Annotated in this window: 18 protein-coding genes; 2 read left to right on the top strand and 16 right to left on the bottom strand. The window is 64.0% G+C overall.

What is annotated here, in order from left to right; genetic code table 11:
• Positions 1-117: 117 nt before the first annotated feature.
• Positions 118-867, bottom strand: coding sequence for a tetratricopeptide repeat protein (locus ACGLHT_RS09690; RefSeq protein WP_137163034.1), 750 nt, complete (start codon positions 865-867; stop codon positions 118-120).
• 3 nt (positions 868-870) lie between these two features.
• Complete coding sequence (locus ACGLHT_RS09685; protein ID WP_137163033.1) at positions 871-1,551, bottom strand: Fe2+-dependent dioxygenase; 681 nt, start codon at positions 1,549-1,551, stop codon at positions 871-873.
• A gap of 222 nt (positions 1,552-1,773) precedes the next feature.
• Here ACGLHT_RS09685 and ACGLHT_RS09680 point away from each other — a divergent pair, with 222 nt between their 5' ends.
• Entirely contained in the window at positions 1,774-4,044 is a 2,271-nt protein-coding gene (locus tag ACGLHT_RS09680; RefSeq protein ID WP_137163032.1) for a TonB-dependent siderophore receptor, read from the top strand.
• Between the two features lie 262 nt (positions 4,045-4,306).
• A complete protein-coding gene (locus ACGLHT_RS09675) occupies positions 4,307-6,862 on the top strand; it encodes a sulfite reductase flavoprotein subunit alpha (protein ID WP_274078549.1) in 2,556 nt (851 codons plus the stop codon).
• A gap of 185 nt (positions 6,863-7,047) precedes the next feature.
• On the opposite strand, the gene ACGLHT_RS09670 is transcribed toward ACGLHT_RS09675, so the two are convergent.
• The 14 genes from ACGLHT_RS09670 to hscA form a co-directional block, all read right to left on the bottom strand.
• A complete protein-coding gene (locus ACGLHT_RS09670) occupies positions 7,048-7,839 on the bottom strand; it encodes an amidohydrolase (RefSeq protein ID WP_015269022.1) in 792 nt (263 codons plus the stop codon).
• Entirely contained in the window at positions 7,827-8,975 is a 1,149-nt protein-coding gene (locus tag ACGLHT_RS09665; protein ID WP_137163030.1) for a pyridoxal phosphate-dependent aminotransferase, read from the bottom strand. The genes ACGLHT_RS09670 and ACGLHT_RS09665 overlap by 13 nt, the downstream gene beginning before the upstream one ends.
• 210 nt (positions 8,976-9,185) lie before the next feature.
• Positions 9,186-10,649: a ribosome biogenesis GTPase Der gene (gene der, locus ACGLHT_RS09660; RefSeq protein WP_025337780.1), complete on the bottom strand. Its 1,464-nt coding sequence runs from the start codon at positions 10,647-10,649 to the stop codon at positions 9,186-9,188.
• A 117-nt stretch (positions 10,650-10,766) separates the two neighbouring features.
• On the bottom strand, positions 10,767-11,909 hold the full coding sequence (gene bamB, locus ACGLHT_RS09655; protein ID WP_137163029.1) for an outer membrane protein assembly factor BamB: 1,143 nt from the start codon (positions 11,907-11,909) through the stop codon (positions 10,767-10,769).
• The gene (locus ACGLHT_RS09650) at positions 11,910-12,548 is read right to left on the bottom strand and encodes a tetratricopeptide repeat protein (RefSeq protein WP_137163028.1); all 639 of its coding nucleotides are present in this window, start codon (positions 12,546-12,548) and stop codon (positions 11,910-11,912) included.
• A gap of 39 nt (positions 12,549-12,587) precedes the next feature.
• Positions 12,588-13,877: a histidine--tRNA ligase gene (gene hisS / locus ACGLHT_RS09645; RefSeq protein WP_075043833.1), complete on the bottom strand. Its 1,290-nt coding sequence runs from the start codon at positions 13,875-13,877 to the stop codon at positions 12,588-12,590.
• Between the two features lie 25 nt (positions 13,878-13,902).
• Positions 13,903-15,012, bottom strand: a complete 1,110-nt coding sequence (gene ispG / locus ACGLHT_RS09640; protein WP_003257869.1) for a flavodoxin-dependent (E)-4-hydroxy-3-methylbut-2-enyl-diphosphate synthase — start codon at positions 15,010-15,012, stop codon at positions 13,903-13,905.
• A gap of 2 nt (positions 15,013-15,014) precedes the next feature.
• Positions 15,015-16,070 carry a RodZ domain-containing protein gene (locus ACGLHT_RS09635; RefSeq protein WP_274119725.1) on the bottom strand — a complete coding sequence of 352 codons (1,056 nt, stop codon included), beginning with the start codon at positions 16,068-16,070 and terminating at the stop codon, positions 15,015-15,017.
• Positions 16,067-16,828 carry a type IV pilus biogenesis/stability protein PilW gene (gene pilW / locus ACGLHT_RS09630; protein WP_274119726.1) on the bottom strand — a complete coding sequence of 254 codons (762 nt, stop codon included), beginning with the start codon at positions 16,826-16,828 and terminating at the stop codon, positions 16,067-16,069. Before pilW ends, ACGLHT_RS09635 begins: the two co-directional genes overlap by 4 nt.
• Before the next feature lie 14 nt (positions 16,829-16,842).
• Positions 16,843-17,988 carry a 23S rRNA (adenine(2503)-C(2))-methyltransferase RlmN gene (rlmN, locus tag ACGLHT_RS09625; RefSeq protein WP_046615810.1) on the bottom strand — a complete coding sequence of 382 codons (1,146 nt, stop codon included), beginning with the start codon at positions 17,986-17,988 and terminating at the stop codon, positions 16,843-16,845.
• Positions 17,989-18,012: 24 nt separating this feature from the next.
• On the bottom strand, positions 18,013-18,444 hold the full coding sequence (gene ndk / locus ACGLHT_RS09620) for a nucleoside-diphosphate kinase (protein WP_013971021.1): 432 nt from the start codon (positions 18,442-18,444) through the stop codon (positions 18,013-18,015).
• An 89-nt stretch (positions 18,445-18,533) separates the two neighbouring features.
• Entirely contained in the window at positions 18,534-18,734 is a 201-nt protein-coding gene (gene iscX, locus ACGLHT_RS09615; protein WP_003257859.1) for a Fe-S cluster assembly protein IscX, read from the bottom strand.
• 10 nt (positions 18,735-18,744) lie between these two features.
• Positions 18,745-19,086 (bottom strand): ISC system 2Fe-2S type ferredoxin, encoded by a 342-nt coding sequence (gene fdx / locus ACGLHT_RS09610; RefSeq protein ID WP_025337773.1) that lies wholly within the window; start codon positions 19,084-19,086, stop codon positions 18,745-18,747.
• A 3-nt stretch (positions 19,087-19,089) separates the two neighbouring features.
• Positions 19,090-20,952 carry a Fe-S protein assembly chaperone HscA gene (hscA, locus tag ACGLHT_RS09605; protein WP_015269013.1) on the bottom strand — a complete coding sequence of 621 codons (1,863 nt, stop codon included), beginning with the start codon at positions 20,950-20,952 and terminating at the stop codon, positions 19,090-19,092.
• Positions 20,953-20,979: the final 27 nt, after the last annotated feature.

The following is a 20,979-nucleotide window of genomic DNA, read 5'->3' as shown; positions in this document are numbered from 1 at the left end:
TGTAGGAGCAGCCTTGTGCTGCGAAGAGGCCATAAATGCCAAAGGCCATCTTTTGTCATGCCGGCCTCTTCGCAGCACAAGGCTGCTCCTACAGGTAGTGCGGGCCTTGAGGGAACCTCAAGCTTCGCGCCGTTCGATCTCCTCGGCATACCGCGCCGCAAAGGCCATCAACACCGGCCCCGCCCCCTGCAAGGTCATCAGCGCACTGCGCAGGAAATTCATGTTCCCCTCGACCCGCGCCCGCTCCAGCCAGGGCCCGGCTTCCGCCACCTGCCCACGCTCGACCAGCACCAGTCCCAGGCTGAACATGCCACGAAAGTCCCCCGCCTCGGCCGAACGCCTATACCAGCGCACCGCCCGTGCCGGGTTGGGCGCCGTGGCGATGCCTTGCTCCAGATAACGCCCGTACAGGTTCATCGACTTGGCATGCCCCATGTGCGCGGCCTTCTCGTAGCACATCAGCGCCTGCGCCTGGTTGGCCGGTACGCCGCGCCCGGTGGCCAGCAGGTTGCCCAGGTTGTACAGCCCCCAGTCCAGCCCGGCATCGGCCGCACGCGCATAGTGGATGGCCGCCTGTGCCTGGCTTGGCTCACCGCCCCAGCCATGCTCCAGGCAACGCCCCAGCATGTTGTGCGCCATGGCACTGCCGCCCTGCGCGGCGATGCCGAACCAGCGCCTGGCCACGGCGGCATCCGCCTGAATGCCGCGCCCGTCGAGCAGGATCTGCCCCAGCAGCAACTGTGCCTCCACCGCGCCCTGCCCGGCCGCCGCCAGGATCGCCTGGGCGGCCTTGCCAGGGCTTTCTTCCAGCATGGCCTGCAAACCCGCCACATCCACTACTTCCTCACGCCGCAACTGATAGGACACGGTTCAGACCTCGGCCCAGCGGCGCAGCAGGTTGTGGTAGGTGCCGGTCAGCTGTAGCAGTGATGGATGCTCCGGCACATCGGCAGTCAGTTGCTGGATGGCATTGTCCATCTCGAACAGCAACGCCCGCTGGCTGTCCTCGCGCACCAGGCTCTGGGTCCAGAAAAACGCGGCGTAACGCTGGCCACGGGTAACCGGGTTGACCTTGTGCAGGCTGGTGCCGGGGTACAGCACCAGGTCACCGGCGGCCAGCTTGACCTGCTGCACGCCATAGGTGTCCTGGATCACCAGCTCGCCGCCGTCGTAGCTGTCCGGATCGCTGAGGAACAGCGTGGAAGACAGGTCGGTGCGCACCCGCTCCGGGCTGCCCTTGGGCTGGCGCAGGGCGTTGTCGATGTGGAAGCCGAAATTGCCGCCTTCGCGGTAGCAGTTGATCAGTGGCGGGAACACCTTGTGCGGCAAGGCTGCAGACATGAAGCGTGGGGTCTGCCACAGGCGGTCGATCAGCGCATTGCCGATCTCCTTGGCCAGCGGGTGACCTTCCGGCAGCTGCAGGTTGTGCTTGGCCTTGGCCGACTGGTAGCCGGCCGTGATCTTGCCGTCGGCCCAGTCGGCCTGCTCCAGCGCCTCGCGGATACGGGCCAGTTCATCGGCGTGAAACAGGCCGGGGATGTGAAGCAGCATGGCGGCAGCACCGTTGGAAAATATAAAGGCGCCAATGATATTGATTCCCTTTTGCGCTTCACAAGCCCCATTCGCCGCTTAAGACGTTTCAGCTTGATGAAACCGTAAAGGCAAATTGTAAAGATTGTAAATTCTTCACGAATGGTAACGACTCTCTATTGTGAGTCACAATTGCTTACATTAAGATCCGCGGCCTTAACACCTTGGGGAAGGTCCTTAGCAATGCGCCAGTACGTACCATCTGCAGTGAGTTCACCACGCCTGATCGTGTCTGCCATCGGCGTCGCCCTCAGCGCCTCGTCGGCCTATGCCGCTGACCCGGCCGCCAGCAGCGCTATCACCCTCGACGCCACCAGCGTCAACGGCAAGGCTGAACAGGCCAGCACCGATTACAAGGTCGACAAGGCCTCTTCGCAGAAGTACACCGCGCCGCTGGTAGATACCCCGCGCTCGATCACCGTGATCCCGCAGCAGGTGATCAAGGACACCAGCGCCCTGACCCTGCAGGATGCACTGCGCACCGTGCCGGGCATCACCATGGGTGCCGGCGAAGGTGGCAACCCCTCCGGCGATCGCCCATTCATTCGCGGCTTCGACAGCCAAAGCTCGATGTACCTGGACGGCGTGCGCGATACCGGTTCGCAAACCCGCGAAATCTTCGCCATCGAGTCGGTGGAAGTGGCCAAGGGCCCGAACTCCTCGATCGCTGGCCGTGGCGCTGCCGGTGGCACCATCAACATGGTCAGCAAGCGTGCGCACCTGGGCAACTCGCTCGACGGCGCCTGGACCTGGGGCAGCGATCAGACCCAGCGCTACACCCTGGATGGCAACTATCAGTTCAGCGACAGCGTCGCTGGCCGCCTGAACCTGATGACCCACAAAAGCAACGTCGCCGGCCGCGATGAGGTCAACTACGACCGCTGGGGCGTGGCACCTTCGCTGGTGTTCGGTCTGGGCACCGATACCCGCGTGAGCCTTGACTACTACCACGTGGAAAGCGACGACCTGCCGGATTCGGGTATTCCCTACAGCCTGCGCTCCGGCAGCTCGGCCGCTCGCACCTCGGCCAACCCGGACAAGCCGACCCACGGCGGTGGCAGCAGCAGCAACTACTACGGTCTGGTCGGTCGCGATTTCTCCAAGAGCCGTGCAGATATCTCGACCATCAGCATCGAGCACGACCTGAGCGACTCGCTGACCATCAAGAACACCCTGCGCCATGGCAATACGCTGCAGGATTACATCTACAGCCAGCCAGACGACAGCAAGGGCAACATCCTCAACGGTGAAGTCTGGCGTCGCCCGAACAACCGTGTCGCCAACACCCGCACGACCACCAACCAGACCGACCTGTATGGCGATTTCTACGTTGGTGGCATGAAGAACAGCTTCTCCACCGGTATCGAACTCAGCCGGGAAACATCGGTGAAATCGGGCTATGACGTCACCGGTTTCGGCGCTGGCAGCTGCTCGAGTGCAACAGGGCAGATCTCCGGTGTCTGTACCTCGTTCCCGAACCCCAACCCGCATGAAGAGTGGGACGGCACCATCAGCCGCACCGAAGCCGGTGCCGATACGGCTGGCAATACCCGCGCCATCTACTTCACCGACACGCTGGAGCTCGACCCGGCCTGGTTGCTGACCATGGGCCTGCGTTACGACCACTTCGACACCAAGGCCAAGACCAAAGCGGCCAACGGTTCTACAAGCTTCAAGACCGAAGACACCAGTGAGTTCGTCACTGGCCAGCTGGGCCTGACCTGGAAGCCTGCCGAGAACGGCAGCATCTACGTATCCTATGCCACCTCCGCCACCCCGCCTGGCTACGCGCTCGGCGAAGGCACCGGCAACGAGCTGGTCACGGCCACCACTACCAGCGAGCTGAAACCAGAACAAACCACCAACTACGAAATCGGTACCAAGTGGGATCTGCTCGACGAACGCCTGGCGTTGACCGCAGCCATTTTCCGCACCGAGAAGGAAGACGCTCGTGTACTGGTGGATAACAACACCTACCAGAACATCGGCAAGACCCGTGTCGATGGCCTGGAGCTCAGCGCCAGCGGCAAGCTGACCGACGCCTGGCAGGTATTCGCCGGCTACACCTACCTGGATGCCAAGCTCGTCGACGGCGGCGCGCAGCGGGTCGGCACGGTGTTCATCGATGGTTACAACGATGGCAACCAGCTGCCTAACACACCGAACAACAGCCTGACCCTGTGGACCACCTACAACGTCACGCCGAAGCTGACCATTGGTGGTGGTGCCTTCTACGTCGATGAAGTGTTCGGCAACACCACCAACAGCGTGATGGTCGACTCGTACTGGCGCTACGACGCCATGGCCAGCTACAAGCTGACCAAGCATGTCGACCTGCAGTTGAACGTGCAGAACCTCACCAACGAGGTCTACTACGACAAGGCCTACAGTGGGCACTATGCCAACCAGGCCGCCGGGCGGACTGCACTGTTGACCACCAGCTTCCACTTCTGATGCCGGGATGGGGTTGATCTGTTGAATGGGCTGCGCCTGTGCCGGCCCTTTCGCGGGTGAACCCGCTCCCACAGAGATATCACTGGACCTGAGGTCAGTGCAGTACCTGTGGGAGCGGGTTCACCCGCGAAGAGGCCGGTACAGACAACACAAGCCTGACTGACGAGCCCACCCTGCCCCGTTCATTCCCGTGAGCGGGGCTTTTGCGTATCAAGGCATAATGCACGCCGCGCAGTGTGCGGCAGAAACACAAGGTGATCATGTGGTGAAGAAGACGCTGTTCCAATTGCACTGGTTCTTTGGCATCACCGCTGGCCTGGTGCTGGCCTTGATGGGTATCACCGGGGCCTTGTACTCGTTTCAGGAAGAACTGCTGCGCGCGCTGAATGCCGATGTCCTGAAGGTCCAGGTGCGCCCGGAGGGCGTGCTGCCCCCGGCCGAACTGGTCCAGCGGGTCGAGGCCCAGCAGCACGACAAGGTGGCGATGCTGTGGGTCGATGTACGCGAAGGCAACGCCGCACGCGTCTTCTTCACCCCACCACCAGGCGAGCGCCGTGGCCAGCTGCGCTATGCCGACCCGTACACCGGCGAACTCAAGGGAGAAGTGGCCGGGCAAGGCTTCTTCAACCTCATGCTCAACCTGCACCGCTTCCTGGCCATGGGCGACAGCGGCCGGCAGATCACCGGTGCCTGCACCCTGATGCTGGTGTTCTTCTGCCTCTCCGGCCTGTACCTGCGCTGGCCGCGCAAGGCGCTGGACTGGCGCACCTGGCTGACCTTCGACTGGGCCAAGAAAGGCCGCGCCTTCAACTGGGACCTGCATGCGGTGGCCGGCACCTGGTGCCTGCTGTTCTACCTGCTGTTCGCCCTGACCGGGCTGTTCTGGTCCTACGAGTGGTACCGCGAGGGCCTGAACAAGCTGCTGGCCGACGCGCCGGCCGCCGGCCAGCAGCAAAAGCGCGGCGAAGGCCGGGGCCGCCACGGGCCGCAGAAAATCGACAAGAACGCCCCGCCGCTGGTGGTCGACTACGACGCAATCTGGGCCAACCTCAAGGACGCTGCCGGCCCGGGCCTGGCCATGTACAACCTGCGTCTGCCACCGGTAGGCGGTCAGCCGGCCAACCTGTTCTACCTGCTGGACAACGCCGACCACCCACGTGCCTTCAACACCCTGGTACTGGACCCGGCCAGCGGCCAGGTGAAAAGACATGACCGCTACACCGACAAGTCCTTCAAGGCCCAGTTGCTGCAGAGCGTCTACGCCCTGCACGTGGGCGAATACTTCGGCCTGCCGGGGCGCATCATCGTCACCATCGCCAGCCTGACCATGCCGCTGTTCTTCGTCACCGGCTGGCTGCTGTACCTCGACCGCCGTCGCAAGAAGCGCCAGGTACGTGCCGCCCGTGGCAACGTCACCAGCAACACTGCCAGCGGCGACAGCTGGCTGATCGGCTTTGCCAGCCAGAGCGGGCTTGCCGAACAACTGGCCTGGCAGAGCGCCGGGCAGCTTCAGGCCGCCGGCCTGCCAGTGCAGGTACGCGCCCTGGCAGAACTGGGTGAAAGCGACCTGCGCCAGGCCCGCCGTGCGCTGTTCGTGGTCAGCACCTTCGGCGACGGCGAAGCCCCCGACAGCGCCCGCGCCTTCGAGCGCAAGGTGCTCGGCCAGCCTTGGGCGCTGAACAACCTCAGCTATGCCCTGCTCGCCCTCGGTGACCGCCAGTATCCGCACTTCTGCGGCTTCGCCCGCCGCCTGCAGGCATGGCTGGGTGAACGCGGTGCCAGCAGTGCGTTCAGCCCGGTGGAAGTGGACAACGCCGACCAGGCCGCGCTGCAGCAGTGGCAGCAGGAACTGGCGCAACTGACCGGCGCCCAGCCAGTGGCCGCCTGGCAGCCGCCGAGCTTCGGCAACTGGTCGCTGGTGCGCCGCGAACTGCTCAACCCGGGCAGCCAGGGCCAGCCGGTGTACCTGCTGGGCCTGCGACCGGAACAGCCCGCCAACTGGGATGCTGGCGACCTGGTGGAGATCCTGCCGCTCAACGGCCAGCCGAGGATCGACGCCTTCCTCGATGGCATGGCGCTGGACGCCGGGGCCAAGGTGCAAGTGAATGGCCTGGGCGAAACCCTCGCCCAGGCCCTGGCCGGCCGCCAGTTGCCGACCCGTCGCGATCACCTGGTCGGTTTGCAGCCGCAGGCGCTGGTCGACGCGCTGGTGCCCATCGGCAGCCGCGAGTACTCGATTGCCTCGATCGCCAGCGATGGCGTGCTGGAGCTGATCGTGCGCCAGGAACGCCATGCTGATGGCAACCTGGGCCTGGGTTCCGGCTGGCTGACCGAATACCTGCCGCTTGACGGTACGCTGAGCCTGCGTTTGCGGCGCAACAGCAGCTTCCACCTGCCGGAAACGGCTGCACCGCTGGTGTTGATTGGCAACGGTACCGGCCTGGCCGGCCTGCGCAGCTTGCTCCGCGCGCGGGTGAATGCTGGCGAGCAGCGCAACTGGCTGCTGTTCGGCGAGCGTAACCGTGCGCATGACCTGCTGTGCGGCAACGAGCTGCAAGGCTGGCTGGACAACGGCGACCTGGCACGCCTGGACCTCGCATTTTCGCGGGATCAAGCCGACAAGGTGTATGTGCAGGATGTGTTGCTGCAGCAGGCTGAAGAGTTCAAGCGCTGGGTCGCGGATGGCGCCTGTGTGTATGTATGTGGCAGCCTGCAAGGCATGGCTGCCGGGGTGGATGCGGCGCTCAACGGCATCCTCGGGGAAGCGGTAGTGCAGCAACTGATCGAGGATGGGCGGTATCGGCGGGATGTGTACTAGCTAGCTGCACCGGCCCTTGTGGGAGCGGCCTTGTGTCGCGAAAGGGCCGCGCAGCGGCCCCGGGATATCGGCAGCGATGCATGAATTGCTGGGGCTGCTACGCAGCCCTTTCGCGACACAAGGCCGCTCCCACAATAAAGGCCAATTCAGACCATACAGGCCAATTCAAGCCATACAGTTCCGGCTTAGTGCAGCTCGAAGGTGTCAGCATCCAGGTTGGCCGGGAACTTGGCCCGGTAGGCCGCCAGCTCCGCCGCGCTCAACACCGCGGTGAACACCCCGTCGGCCTCCCCGGCACTGAGCAGGCTCTCGCCCTGGAAGTCCAGCACTTGGCTGTCACCAGAGTAGGCAAAGCCCTTGCCGTCGGTGCCCACCCGGTTCACCGCCGCCACATAGCACAGGTTCTCGATACCCCGCGCCGGCAACAGGCGGTTCCAGTGCTGGCGGCGCGCAGCCGGCCAGTTGGCGGTGTACAGCAACAGGTCGGTGTCCTGGGCATCACGGCTCCACACCGGGAAGCGCAGGTCGTAGCAGATCAGCGGGCGGATCCGCCAGCCCTTGAGCTCGAACTGCACCTGGCGCTCGCCCGGGGTGTAATGCTTGTGCTCACCGGCCATGCGGAACAGGTGGCGCTTGTCGTAGTGCAGGATCTCGCCATCCGGCCGGGCCCACAGCAGGCGGTTGCGGTGGCTGCCATCGGCGGCCTGGATGATCACGCTGCCGGTAATTACCGTGTTGTACTTCTTCGCCTGGGCCTTCAGCCATTTGTAGGTCGGGCCGTTTTCCGGCTCGCACAGGCTTTCCGATTGCATGGAAAAACCGGTAGTGAACATTTCCGGCAGGATCACCAGGTCCACCTCGCCCACCTGCTCCAGCAGCACTTCGAAGTGCGCATAGTTGGCCTCGCGGTCGTGCCAGGCCAGGGTGGTCTGCACCAGGGCGACTTTCAGGTTCGGCAGTGTGCTCAGATCGCGCATAGTTTTTCCGCTGCCTGACGCAGCGTCTCCTCTCGTTTGGCAAAGCACAGGCGGACCAGGCGCTGCTCGGGGATGGGGTGCTGGTAGAACACCGACACCGGGATGGTCGCCACGCCGTGCTCACGGGTCAGCCACAGCGACATGTCGACATCGTTCAGGTCCGGGCGGATCTGCGAATAGTCCACCAGCTGGAAATAGGTACCCGCCGTGCGGGTGAAACGGAACCGCGAGCCCTCCAGCAAGCCGCAGAACAAGTCTCGCTTGGCCTGGTAGAAGGCCGGTAGTTCCTCGATATGCTCGGGGTGTTCAGCCATGAAATCGGCCAGGGCGCACTGCAGCGGGGTCACACCGCAGAAGTTGACGTACTGGTGTACCTTGCGAAGCTCGGCGCTCAGTGCTGGCGGGGCGATCACGTAGCCGGTCTTCCAGCCGGTGACGTGATAAGTCTTGCCGAACGAGCTGACCACGAAGGCGCGCTGGTACAGTTGCTCGTGGGCCAACACGCTGGCATGGCGTACACCGTCATAGACCAGGTGCTCGTAGACCTCGTCGCTGACCAGGTAGATATCGCGATCAGCGATAAGCCGGGCCAATTGGTCGAGGTCTTCTCGGGTAATCAGCGCACCGCTGGGGTTGTGCGGTGAATTGAGGATCACCATGCGCGTGCGCGGGCTGAGGGCATCGCTGAACTTCTGCCAGTCGATGCGGAAATCGCCGTCGCTCAGCTGTACATGCACGCAGCGCCCACCGGCCAGTTCCACGGACGGCTCGTAGCTGTCGTAGCAAGGATCGAAGACGATTACCTCGTCACCGGCATGCACCACTGCCTGGATGGCGCAGAAGATCGCCTCGGTGGCGCCAGGGGTGATGGTCACTTCCTGGTCGGCATCCACCTGCGCGCCATACAGCCGCGCGACCTTGGCCGCCACCTGCTGGCGCAGGGCCGGCAAGCCGGTCATCGGCGAATACTGGTTATGCCCGGCGGCCACATGCCGGCCGACTGCATCGAGCAGCGCCTGCGGGCCATTGAAGTCGGGAAAGCCTTGCGACAGGTTGAGCGCGCCGGTCTGCACGGCGAGCTGGGACATGGTGGTGAAGATGGTCGTGCCGACATTCGGCAGTTTGCTGCGGATCATGGAGCCCTCTTTCCTGGGGTGTATCCGGCACGGGGTGGAGTCCGAGCATAGCGGATCGAGCGGTCAGGAAAAAGGTTGAAACAATAGGGGGATTTGCGCTGGATCAAAGGGCCTCTTCGCGGGTAAACCCGCTCCCACAGGTACTGCACAGATTTCGAAAACTGTGGGTCCTGTAGGAGCGGGTTTACCCGCGAAGAAGTCGACGCGGAATCAGCGCTTGTCGCGGCGCTTCTTCTCGGCCTTCTTGTGGTGCGACATCAGGCGGCGCTTCTTGTTGACCTGGCGGTCGGTGAGGGTGTTCTTCTTGCCCTCGTACGGGTTCTCACCGCCCTTGTACTCGATGCGGATCGGCGTACCGACCAGCTTCAGCACGCGGCGGTAGGTGTTCTCCAGGTAACGCGAGTACGACTTCGGAATCTTGTCGGTCTGGTTGCCGTGGATCACGATCAGCGGCGGGTTGGCACCACCAAGGTGGGCATAGCGCAGCTTGATGCGGCGGCCGTTGACCAGCGGCGGCTGGTGCTCGCTCACGGCATCTTCGAGGATCTGCGTCAGGCGGCTGGTCGGCCAGCGGGTTACCGCCGACTTGAACGCGGCCTGCACCGACTTGTACAGGTGGCCCACGCCGGTGCCGTGCAGGGCGGAGATGAAGTGGATGTCGGCGAAATCGACGAAGAACAGCCGGCGCTCCAGCTCGGTCTTCACGTAGTCACGCTCGCCCGGCTCCATGCCGTCCCACTTGTTCAGGGCGATGACGATGGCGCGGCCAGCCTCCAGGGCAAAGCCCAACAGGTTCAGGTCGTGGTCCACCACGCCTTCGCGGGCGTCCATGACGAAGATCACCACGTTGGCGTCCTTGATCGCCTGCAGCGTCTTCACCACCGAGAACTTCTCGACTTCCTCGTGGATCTTGCCGCGCTTGCGCACGCCGGCGGTGTCGATGAAGGTGTACTTCTCGTCATCGCGCTCGAACGGGATGTAGATACTGTCGCGGGTGGTGCCCGGCTGGTCGTACACCACCACGCGCTCTTCGCCGAGCATGCGGTTGACCAGGGTCGACTTGCCGACGTTGGGGCGGCCGATGATAGCGATCTTGATGCCATCCTTCTCGCTCGGGCCCGGGATGCGCACCGCTTCCTCGCCTTCCGCGACTTCGGCGTCCAGCGCTTCCTCGACCTGGTCGCGTGGCAGGTGGCCGAGCACGGCCTCCATCAGCGCATTGATGCCGCGGCCCTGGGAGCCGGCCACCGGGATGGCGTTGCCCATGCCCAGCGGCGAGAACTCGGCGCGAGCTACATCGGCATCGATGTTGTCGATCTTGTTGGCAACCAGGATCGCTTCCTTGTTCCGCTTGCGCAGGTGCTCGGCGATCATCTGGTCGGCAGCGGTCATGCCGGCACGGGCATCGACCAGGAACAGCACATAGTCGGCTTCTTCGATGGCCATGAGCGACTGCTCGGCCATTTTCTCGTCCATGCCCACTTCGTCACCGGTGATACCGCCGGTGTCGATCAGGATGAAGGAGCGACCCTGCCAGCTGGCATCACCATACTGGCGGTCACGGGTCAGGCCCGACAGGTCACCGACGATGGCATCGCGGGTCTTGGTCAGGCGGTTGAACATGGTGGATTTGCCGACGTTCGGGCGGCCCACCAGGGCGATTACGGGAACCATTCGGCTCTCCACTCTTGAATTCTTGAAAATGCAAAGGCCGCTGCAAGGCAGCGGCCGGAGTTCGGGCGGCGTGTCCTACGCCGCGGCTTGAAGCCCGCCAAGGCTTCAAGCATAGCTTCAGCGGATGGTCAGTGCCTCGAGCTTGCCGCTGTTGCCGAAGACGTAGATGGTGTCGCCGACCACAAGTGGGCGGGCACGCAGGCCATCACTGTCGATACGCTCACGGCCGACGAAGCGGCCATCGACCTGGCTCAGCAGGTGCAGGTAACCCTCGAAGTCGCCCACCGCCACGTAGCTGGAGAACACTTCAGGCGCGGTCAGCTGGCGGCGAGCCATGGTGTCGTTGGACCACAGGGCGCTGGACGAGCGCTCGTCGACGCTTTCGACAGTACCGGAAGCTTCGCTGACATAGACGTTACCGTAGCCCTGGGCGACACCCACGTAGCTGGAGGCATCACGCTGCCACAGCACGCGGCCGCTTTCCAGGTCCAGGCCCGCGACGCGGCCCTGGTAGGTGCTGACGTACAAGGTACCACCCGACAGCAGCAGGCCGCCGTCGATATCGACCACACGGTCCAGCTCGGAACGGCCCTGCGGGATTGCCACACGGCTTTCCCACACCGGTACGCCGTTGTTGATGTCCACCGCCACCACCTTGCCGGTGGACAGGCCGGCGACGGCCAGGCGGTTGGTGGCGATCGGCGCGCCGGTGCCACGCAGGGTCAGCACGGCCGGGGTGTTTTCGTAGATCCAGCGACGGTCGCCAGTGGCGGCATCCAGGCCGATCAGGCGATCGTCCTGGGTCTGCACCACCACCACCTCACCGTTGTTGGCAGGCGGGGCCAGCACTTCGCTGGTCACGCGGGAGCGCCAGCGCTCCTCACCGGTGCTGGAGTCCAGGGCGATGACTTCCCCCTTGAGGGTACCGATCATGACCAGGCCGTAGCCCACGCCGACAGCGCCGGATACCGGCAGCTCGAGGTCCTTCTTCCACACCACGTCGCCGGTGATGCGGTCGAGGGCGAAGACTTCGCCGTTGACGTCGGAGGCGTAGATACGGTCGTTCTCGATGGCAGGTACCAGGGTGTTGTAGGTCTCGCCCTGGCCGTCACCGATCGAACGGCTCCACTGCTTCTTCAGCACCACTTCCTCGGTGAACTTGGTCAGCTCGGCCGGAGGCAGTTCCTTCTTGCTGTTGCTGCTGCAACCTGCGGCCAGTACGGCCAGGGTCAGCACTGCTGCATGTTTCCAACCGATCACTTACGCGTCCCCTTTGGCCAAGTCATCCAGCTTCAATTGCAGGCCACCGACCGCCGCCTCATCGGACAACGCAGCCTTGGCTTTCTCGTAAGCGCTGTGCGCGTCGTCGGCGCGACCCAGTTGCACCAGCAGGTCACCTTTCAACTCTTCGCGGCTGGCCAGGAAGGCTTTGTCGGCGTCGCCGTCGAGCAGCTTGAGGGCGTCCTCGGCCTTGTTCTGGGCGGCCAGCACACGAGCCAGGCGCTGACGCGAAATTTCGCCCAGGGTGTCATCGGCCGGCTTGTCCAGCACGCTCTTCAGCTCGGCAGCAGCGTCGTCGAGCTTGCCGGTTTCGACCGCGACCTTGGCCACGAACAGGCTGCCGTACTGGGCGTAGGCGGTACCGCCGAACTCGCTCTTGAGCTTGCCGGCCAGTTCCGCGACCTTGGTCGCGTCAGGCTGGCCAGTCGGCGTCAGGCTGGTCTCCAGCAAGGCCTGGTACAGCTGCGAGGCACCTTGCGACTGATTGTTCTGGTACTTGTGCCAGGTATTCCAACCCAACACCACCACGCCAGCCAACAGGGCACCGGTCAGCAGCGGCTTGCCGTTGCGGTTCCACCAGTCCTTGACCCCTGCCAGTTCATCATCGGTACTCGACACCCCAATACTCCTTTTCGCCTATTCGCTTGTTGAACCGCGTTACGCCTGAGCGATCGCGGTTTCCAGGTGCTCAGCCAGAGCATCCCAGGCAATGTTCTGTTGTTCGCCCTGACCACGCAGGGGCTTGAAGCCGATCTCTTGCTTGGCCAGTTCGTCGTCGCCGAGGATCAGGGCGAACAGCGCGCCGCTCTTGTCGGCTTTCTTGAACTGGCTCTTGAAGCTGCCACCGCCTGCGTTGACTGCCAGGCGCAGGCCCGGCAGGCGGTCGCGCAGGCCTTCGGACAGGCGCAGGCCGGCCAGTTCCGCCTGTTCGCCAAAGGCGCACAGGTAGACGTCGATCTGGCGGCTGATGGACTCGGGCACCTTGCCCAGGGTTTCCAGCAGCAGGATCAGGCGCTCGATGCCCATGGCGAAACCGACGCCCGGGGTCGGCTTGCCGCCCATCTGTTCGACCAGGCCGTCGTAACGGCCGCCGGCGCAGACGGTACCCTGGGCGCCGAGCTTGTCGGTGACCCACTCGAACACGGTCTTGCTGTAGTAGTCCAGGCCACGCACCAGCTTGGTGTTGATCACGAACGGAATGCCGGCAGCGTCCAGGCGGGCCTTGAGGCCCTCGAAGTGCACGCGCGACTCTTCGTCCAGGTAGTCTTCCAGCTTCGGCGCACCGACCAGCACCGCCTGGGTGTTCTGGTCCTTGCTGTCGAGGATGCGCAGCGGGTTGCTCTTCAGGCGGCGCTGGCTGTCTTCGTCCAGTTGCTCCAGGCGCGCCGAGAGGAACTCGACCAGCGCATCACGGTAGCGTGCACGGGCTTCGCTGGTGCCCAGGCTGTTGAGTTCCAGCTTGACCGCGTCCTGGATGCCCAGCAGGCCCCACAGGCGCCAGGTCAGCATGATCAGCTCGGCGTCGATGTCCGGGCCGTCCAGGTTGAACACTTCCACGCCAATCTGGTGGAACTGGCGGTAGCGGCCCTTCTGCGGGCGCTCGTGGCGGAACATCTGGCCGATGTACCACAGTTTCTGCACCTGGCCGTTGCCGGTGATGCCATGCTCGAGCACGGCACGCACGCACGCGGCAGTGCCTTCGGGGCGCAGGGTCAGCGAATCGCCGTTGCGGTCCTCGAAGGTGTACATCTCTTTTTCGACGATGTCGGTGACTTCACCGATGGAGCGCTTGAACAGCTCGGTGAACTCGACGATCGGCGTGCGGATCTGGCTGTACCCGTAGGTGTCCAGCAGGCCGGCCACGGTGCCTTCGAAGTAGCGCCACAGCGGCGACTGTTCTGGCAGGATGTCGTTCATGCCACGGATGGCTTGCAGCGATTTGCTCACGAAAAGTCCTTACGAATTCTGTGTGTCAGCCACGGACGATCAGCGCCGCGTCGGCTTCGGCCTTTTCGGCCGCTTTCTGGCGGATGAGCTTTTCCAGCTCATCGACCAGGTTGTCGTTGGTCAGCTTCTGCGCCGGCTTGCCGTCGATGTAGATCAGGTTCGGCGTGCCGCCGGTCAGCCCCACATGGGCCTCCTTGGCTTCGCCCGGGCCGTTGACCACGCAACCGATCACCGCCACGTCCAGCGGCACCAGCAGGTCTTCCAGGCGCCCTTCCAGCTCGTTCATGGTCTTGACCACATCGAAGTTCTGCCGCGAGCAGCTCGGGCAGGCGATGAAATTGATGCCACGCGAACGCAGGTGCAGCGACTTGAGGATGTCGTAGCCGACTTTCACTTCTTCGACCGGGTCGGCCGCCAGCGAGATACGGATGGTATCGCCAATGCCTTCGGCCAGCAGCATACCGAGGCCGACTGCGGATTTCACCGTCCCCGAACGCAGGCCACCGGCTTCGGTGATGCCCAGGTGCAGCGGCTGCACGATCTGCTTGGCCAGCAGGCGGTAGGCTTCGACGGCCATGAACACATCGGAGGCCTTGACGCTGACCTTGAAGTCCTGGAAGTCCAGGCGGTCGAGGTGCTCGACATGGCGCAGGGCCGACTCGACCAGCGCTGCCGGGGTCGGTTCGCCGTACTTCTTCTGCAGGTCCTTTTCCAGGGAGCCGGCGTTGACGCCGATGCGGATCGGGATGCCCCGGTCGCGGGCGGCATCGACCACCGCGCGCACACGGTCTTCACGGCCGATGTTGCCCGGGTTGATACGCAGGCAGTCCACGCCCAGTTCGGCCACGCGCAGGGCGATCTTGTAGTCGAAGTGGATGTCGGCAACCAGCGGCACGCTGACCTGCTGCTTGATGCGGCCGAACGCCTCGGCGGCGTCCATGTCCGGCACCGAGACGCGCACGATGTCCACGCCGGCATCGACCAGGCGCTGGATTTGCGCCACGGTGGCGGCCACATCGTTGGTGTCGGTGTTGGTCATGCTCTGCACCGCGATGGGGGCATCACCACCCACCGGTACATTGCCGACCCAGATTTTGCGGGATTCGCGACGTTTGATCGGAGATTCGCCGTGCATGATTACTGTCCCAACTTCAGGCGAGCGGTCTCGCCACTGGTGAACGGGGCAACATCGACGGCCTGGCCGTTGTAGCTGACCTGGGCGCCACGGGCAAAGCCCAGGCGTACCGAGAACGGCGGCTTGCCGGTCAGCTCGAGGTTGTCCCCCTTGCGCTTGATGGCGCTGAACAGCACCTTGCCGTTGCCGTCGGTGACCTGGGTCCAGCAATCGGCGACGAACTGGATGGCGACCTTGGCGCTGCCAGCCGGCACTGCGGCGGGGGCGACAGGCTCGGCAGCGGCCACGGCCGCTACCGGCGTAGCAGGTGCAACAGCCGCCGGGGCCGGAGCCGGGGCAACCGGTGCTACCGGCGCAGGCGCGGCAGCAGGGGCGCTGGCGACCGGTGGCACAGGCGCCTGCTGGGCCGGTGCCGGCACTGCGGCAGCGGTAGCAGCAGGTGCCGGGCTTGCCGGTGCCGGTTCGGCGGCGGCAGGCTGCTCGGCAACGCCCTGCTCCAGCGGCAGCGGCGCGCTCTCAGGCTGCTGGCCAGCGGAAACAGCCTGGTCTTCAGGCTCATCGAGCGGGTGAATCTGGGTGGTACCGTCGGCGCTTTCGACTTCGACGTGCTCCAGGGCGATCTTGGCCAGGTCCTTGCCACGCAGGCTGCCCTGGTCCTGCCACCAGACGAAGCCGCCACCGACCACGGCCACCAGCAGCAGCAGGCTGACGCCGCGCAGGATATTGTGCGACAGGCGCACCGGCTCTTCGATACGGCCCAGCGAGTGCACGTCGCTGCCTTTGGCGTGGGTGCCGGTGTAACGGTCGAAGGCCTCCACCAGGGCAGCCTGGTCCAGGTCCATCAGCTTGGCATAGGCGCGGATATAACCACGGGCGAAGGTATGCCCCGGCAGCTTGTCGAAGGCGCCGGTTTCCACGTGGTTCAACGAACTGACAGTGAGGTTGAGCTTGCGGGCCACCTCGGCTTGTGACCAGTCCCGGTTCTCACGGGCCTGACGCAAAAGCTCACCGGGGTTCTGGCCAGGCGCTACTGCTACTTCGGGATGCGCGGCTTTCATCGTTGCTCCGACAGGTATTGCTGATATTCCGGCGTACCGGGATAAAGTCGTTGTAATTGCTGGCCCAGCTCGGCCAGTGTGCCCTGCTCGTCGAATACCCTGGCAAGGCGGCTGCCCAGCAGCAGGCTACGGGCATCGTGGTCGCTCAACTGGCTGAAACGATCGTAGTAGTCCCGGGCCGGCACATAATGCCTGTTTTCGTAGGACAACTCAGCCATTTCCAGCAACGCTTTCGGTTGCCGCTGGTTGAGTTGCAAAGCTTTCAGCAGATACGCATGCGCCTGGTCGCGGCGCTCGAGCTTCAGAGCGGTCAGGCCCAGGTTCTCGTAAACGCGTGAGCGCTCAGGATACAGGGTATCGGCGCTGGCCAGGCGAAACATCTGCTCGGCCTCGGCAAATTGCCCCTGAGCATAAAGGAAACTGCCGTAATTGTTGCGAATTCGCGTATCGCCCGTGCGTGCGTGCAGCGCCTTGCGAAAGTGCGTTTCGGCCAGCGCCGGCTCGCCTTCGGCCTGGAAGACCAGCGCCAGGGCGGCGTGCGCGTCGGCATCACCGCCATCCAGGGCCAGGGCCTTGCCCAGCGGCGCCTTGGCCTGCTCGGTCAAACCCTGTTGCAAATAACCTAGCCCAAGCTGCACATAGGCCCGCCCCGCCTCTGCCCTGCCCTGGCGGCTGGCCAGGGGGTCGCTCGCGCCGCCCGACACGCAGCCGGCCAGCAGCGAAAGCGCAAGGATCGACAGCGCGGCGCGCAGGCTCATGGGCAAGGTCCCGGTCAGTGGCTGGCGGGGCTGTCTTGCAGCTCGGCGTCCGCGGACAGCTGGCGCACAGCGATGTAGCGCTCGCTGCGGCGGGTGCGGTCGTTGACCTGACCGACCAGCTGACCACAGGCAGCGTCGATGTCATCACCACGGGTGGTGCGGGTGGTGACGTTGAAGCCACCGTGGTGCAACAGGTCCTGGAAGCGGCGGATGGCGTTGTTGCTCGGCCGCTCGTAGCCGGAGTGCGGGAACGGGTTGAACGGGATCAGGTTGATCTTGCATGGCACGTCGCGCAGCAGCTCGATCATTTGCGCAGCATGCTCCGGCTGGTCGTTTACATCCTTGAGCAGGGTGTACTCGATGGTCAGCACGCGCTTGCCACCCAGGGTGGACATGTAGCCCATGCACGATTCCAGCAGCATCTTCAGCGGGTACTTCTTGTTGATCGGTACCAGCTTGTTGCGCAGTTCGTCGTTCGGTGCGTGCAGCGACAGGGCCAGCGACACGTCGATGTGCTTGGCCAGCTCGTCGATCATCGGCACCACGCCCGAGGTGGACAGGGTGACGCGACGCTTGGAAATGCCATAGCCCAGATCTTCCATCATGATCTTCATGGCGGCGATGACATTGTCGAAATTCAGCAGGGGTTCGCCCATGCCCATCATGACCACGTTGGTAATGGCGCGGTCGATCTTGGCCGGAACGGTCCCGAAGGATTTGTTGGCAAGCCACACTTGGCCGATCACTTCGGCGGCGGTGAGGTTGCTGTTGAAGCCTTGCTTGCCGGTGGAGCAGAAGCTGCAGTCCAGGGCACAGCCGGCTTGCGACGACACGCACAGGGTGCCGCGATCGTCGGTGGGGATGTAGACGGTTTCGACGCAGCTGCCGGAGGCAACGCGGACCACCCACTTGCGGGTACCGTCGGCGGAAATGTCTTCACTGACCACTTCCGGGCCCCGAATCTCGGCAACGGCCTCGAGCTTTTCGCGCAAGGCCTTGCCGACATTGGTCATGGCGGCGAAATCGTCGACGCCAAAGTGGTGAATCCATTTCATGACCTGACCGGCACGAAAACGCTTCTCTCCGATCGACTCGAAGAATTTTTCCATTTCCTGCAGGGTCAGGCCCAACAGGTTGATCTTGCCAGTCATGTCACTCATGGAATCACCCAAGACCTGCTTCGCTTAGCGAATGCGGTCGCACAGCTCGGTAGCGGAGAAGAAGTAAGCGATTTCGCGGGCAGCCGAAGCTTCCGAGTCGGAACCGTGAACAGCGTTTTCGTCGATGGAAACGGCGAAGTCAGCACGGATGGTGCCAGCGGCAGCTTCTTTCGGGTTGGTGGCGCCCATCAGTTCGCGGTTGGCCAGAACGGCGTTCTCGCCTTCCAGAACCTGAACGATGACCGGGCCGGAGGTCATGAAGGCAACCAGGTCACCGAAGAAGCCGCGCTCTTTGTGCTCGGCGTAGAAGCCTTCGGCTTCGGCTTTGGACAGTTGCTTCATTTTCGAAGCGACGACGCGCAGGCCGGCTTTCTCGAAACGAGTGGTGATCTCGCCGATGACGTTCTTGGCAACGGCGTCAGGCTTGATGATGGAGAAAGTACGTTGAACAGCCATGGAAAACTCCAGAAAAATGAGTGTTGCGAAAAATTAAACCCGCGAATTATACGCGGGTTCCAGGGGATTGCCTAACCTGCAGGACGCGTTCAGTCGGCTTCTTCGATCCAGGCCGCCTGGATGGCCTCGAGCACTTTCTCACCGCCGCGTGACGGATCGTCGCTGAATTCTGGCAAGGCCAGCACCCAGCGGTGCAGATCGACGAAATTCACATAACGAGGATCGACTTCCGGCTTGCTTTCTGCAAGCTGGATGGCGATCTCAAGTACATCAATCCATTTCAGGCTCATGGGGCAAACCTCAGTGCGGCGCTTCGGCGGCGTGGTTGAGCGAATACTTGGGGATCTCGATGACCAGGTCCTGGTCAGCGACGACCACCTGGCAGCCGAGGCGCGATTGAGCCTCCAGGCCCCAGGCCTTGTCCAGCATGTCCTCTTCCAGCTCGTCGGCTTCTTCGAGCGAGTCGAAGCCCTTGCGCACGATGCAGTGGCAAGTGGTGCAGGCCTTGACGCCGCCGCAGGCGCTTTCCATCTCGATGTGATGGTCGTGGGCCAGCTCCAGGATGTTGGTCCCGGGCTCGACTTCCACGGTCAGCCCTTCGGGGCAGAACTTCTCGTGCGGCAGGAATGTCACCAGCGGCATCGGTTACTCCTCGATCTCATTCAGGTTGCGCCCGGCCAGTGCGGCTTTGACCGTCGAATCAAGGCGACGGGCGGCAAATGCGTCGGTCACCTGCGACAGACGCTTGGTCTGTTGCTCGATGGCTGCGCCATCGGTGCCGGCCAGCAAATCACGTAGTTCTTGCATCTGGAATTCGATGGCGTCGCGCTCGTCACTGCTGAGCAGGCGCTCACCGTCGGCGTCCAGGGCGCCCTGTACCGCTTCGAGCAGGCGCTCGCCGTCCACCTGGTGCTCGCGCAGCTGGCGGGCCTGCTTGTCGGAACCTGCGTGTTCGAAGGAATCCTTGAGCATGCGGGCGATTTCGCCGTCGGTCAGGCCGTAGGACGGCTTGACCTGGATGCTGGCTTCCACGCCCGAGCCCAGTTCGCGGGCAGCGACGCTGAGCAGGCCGTCGGCGTCGACCTGGAAGGTGACGCGGATTTTTGCCGCACCGGCGACCATGGCCGGGATGCCACGCAGCTCGAAGCGCGCCAGCGAGCGGCAGTCGCTGATCAGCTCGCGCTCGCCCTGCAGCACGTGGATCATCATGGCCGACTGGCCATCTTTATAGGTGGTGAACTCCTGGGCACGCGCCACCGGGATGGTGGTGTTGCGCGGGATCACCTTCTCCATCAGCCCGCCCATGGTCTCGAGGCCAAGCGACAGCGGGATGACATCCAACAGCAGCAGTTCGCCACCTTCGCGGCGGTTGCCGGCCAAGGTATCGGCCTGGATGGCGGCACCGATGGCCACCACCTGGTCGGGGTCGATCGAGGTCAGCGGGGTGCGGCCGAACAGTGCTCCGACGGCTTCACGTACACGCGGTACGCGGGTCGAACCACCGACCATGACCACGGCGCTGACTTCTTCCAGCTCGATACCGCTGTCACGCACGGCGCGGCGGCAGGCCTTGAGGCTGCGGGCAACCATGGGCTCGATCATGGCTTCGAAGCCGGCGCGGCTCAGCTCGCCCTGCCAGGTGCCATGGCTGACGCTGACCACGTCGGCGTCGGTCAGGGCTTCCTTGGCGGCGCAGGCGGTCTGCAACAGCGCGCGCTGGGTGGCCGGATCCAGGTCGGACGACAGCCCGGCCTGCTCGATGATCCAGCCAGCGATGGCGTGGTCGAAGTCGTCACCACCCAGGGCGGTATCGCCACCGGTGGCCAGCACTTCGAATACGCCGGCGGTCAGGCGCAAAATGGAAATGTCGAAGGTACCGCCGCCCAGGTCATAGATGGCCACCACGCCTTCGGCGTTCTGGTCCAGGCCATAGGCCACGGCAGCGGCGGTCGGCTCGTTGAGCAGGCGCAGCACGTTCAGGCCGGCCAGGCGCGCAGCGTCCTTGGTGGCCTGGCGCTGGGCATCGTCGAAATAGGCCGGCACGGTGATCACCGCCCCCACCAGCTCACCACCAAGGGTGGCTTCGGCACGCTCGCGCAGCACCTTGAGGATATCGGCGGACACTTCCACCGGGCTTTTCGGCCCCTGCACGGTGTCGATGAACGGCATGTGCGACTCACCGCCAACGAAGCGGTACGGCAGCTGCTCGCCCAGTTGCTTGACGTCGGCCAGGCCGCGCCCCATCAGGCGCTTGACCGACAGCACGGTGTTCAGCGGGTCGCTGGAAGCGGCATCGCGTGCAGCCTGCCCCACTTCGTTGCGCCCTTCGAGGTAGCGCACCGCGGACGGCAGAATGACGTTGCCCTGCGCGTCGGGCAGGGGCTCGCTACGGCCGCTGCGCAGTGCGGCGACCAGGGAGTTGGTGGTACCCAGGTCGATCCCCACCGCCAGGCGGCGCTGATGCGGCTGAGGGCTTTGACCGGGTTCGGCAATCTGCAGTAGGGCCATGCTTATCTGAATACCTTAGGTGCCATC

It is taken from the genome of Pseudomonas sp. PsB (assembly GCF_043658375.1).
Lineage (GTDB): Bacteria > Pseudomonadota > Gammaproteobacteria > Pseudomonadales > Pseudomonadaceae > Aquipseudomonas > Aquipseudomonas putida_Z.
The sequence above is the reverse complement of the archived record's forward strand: the minus strand, read 5'-3'. Positions and strand labels throughout refer to the sequence as shown.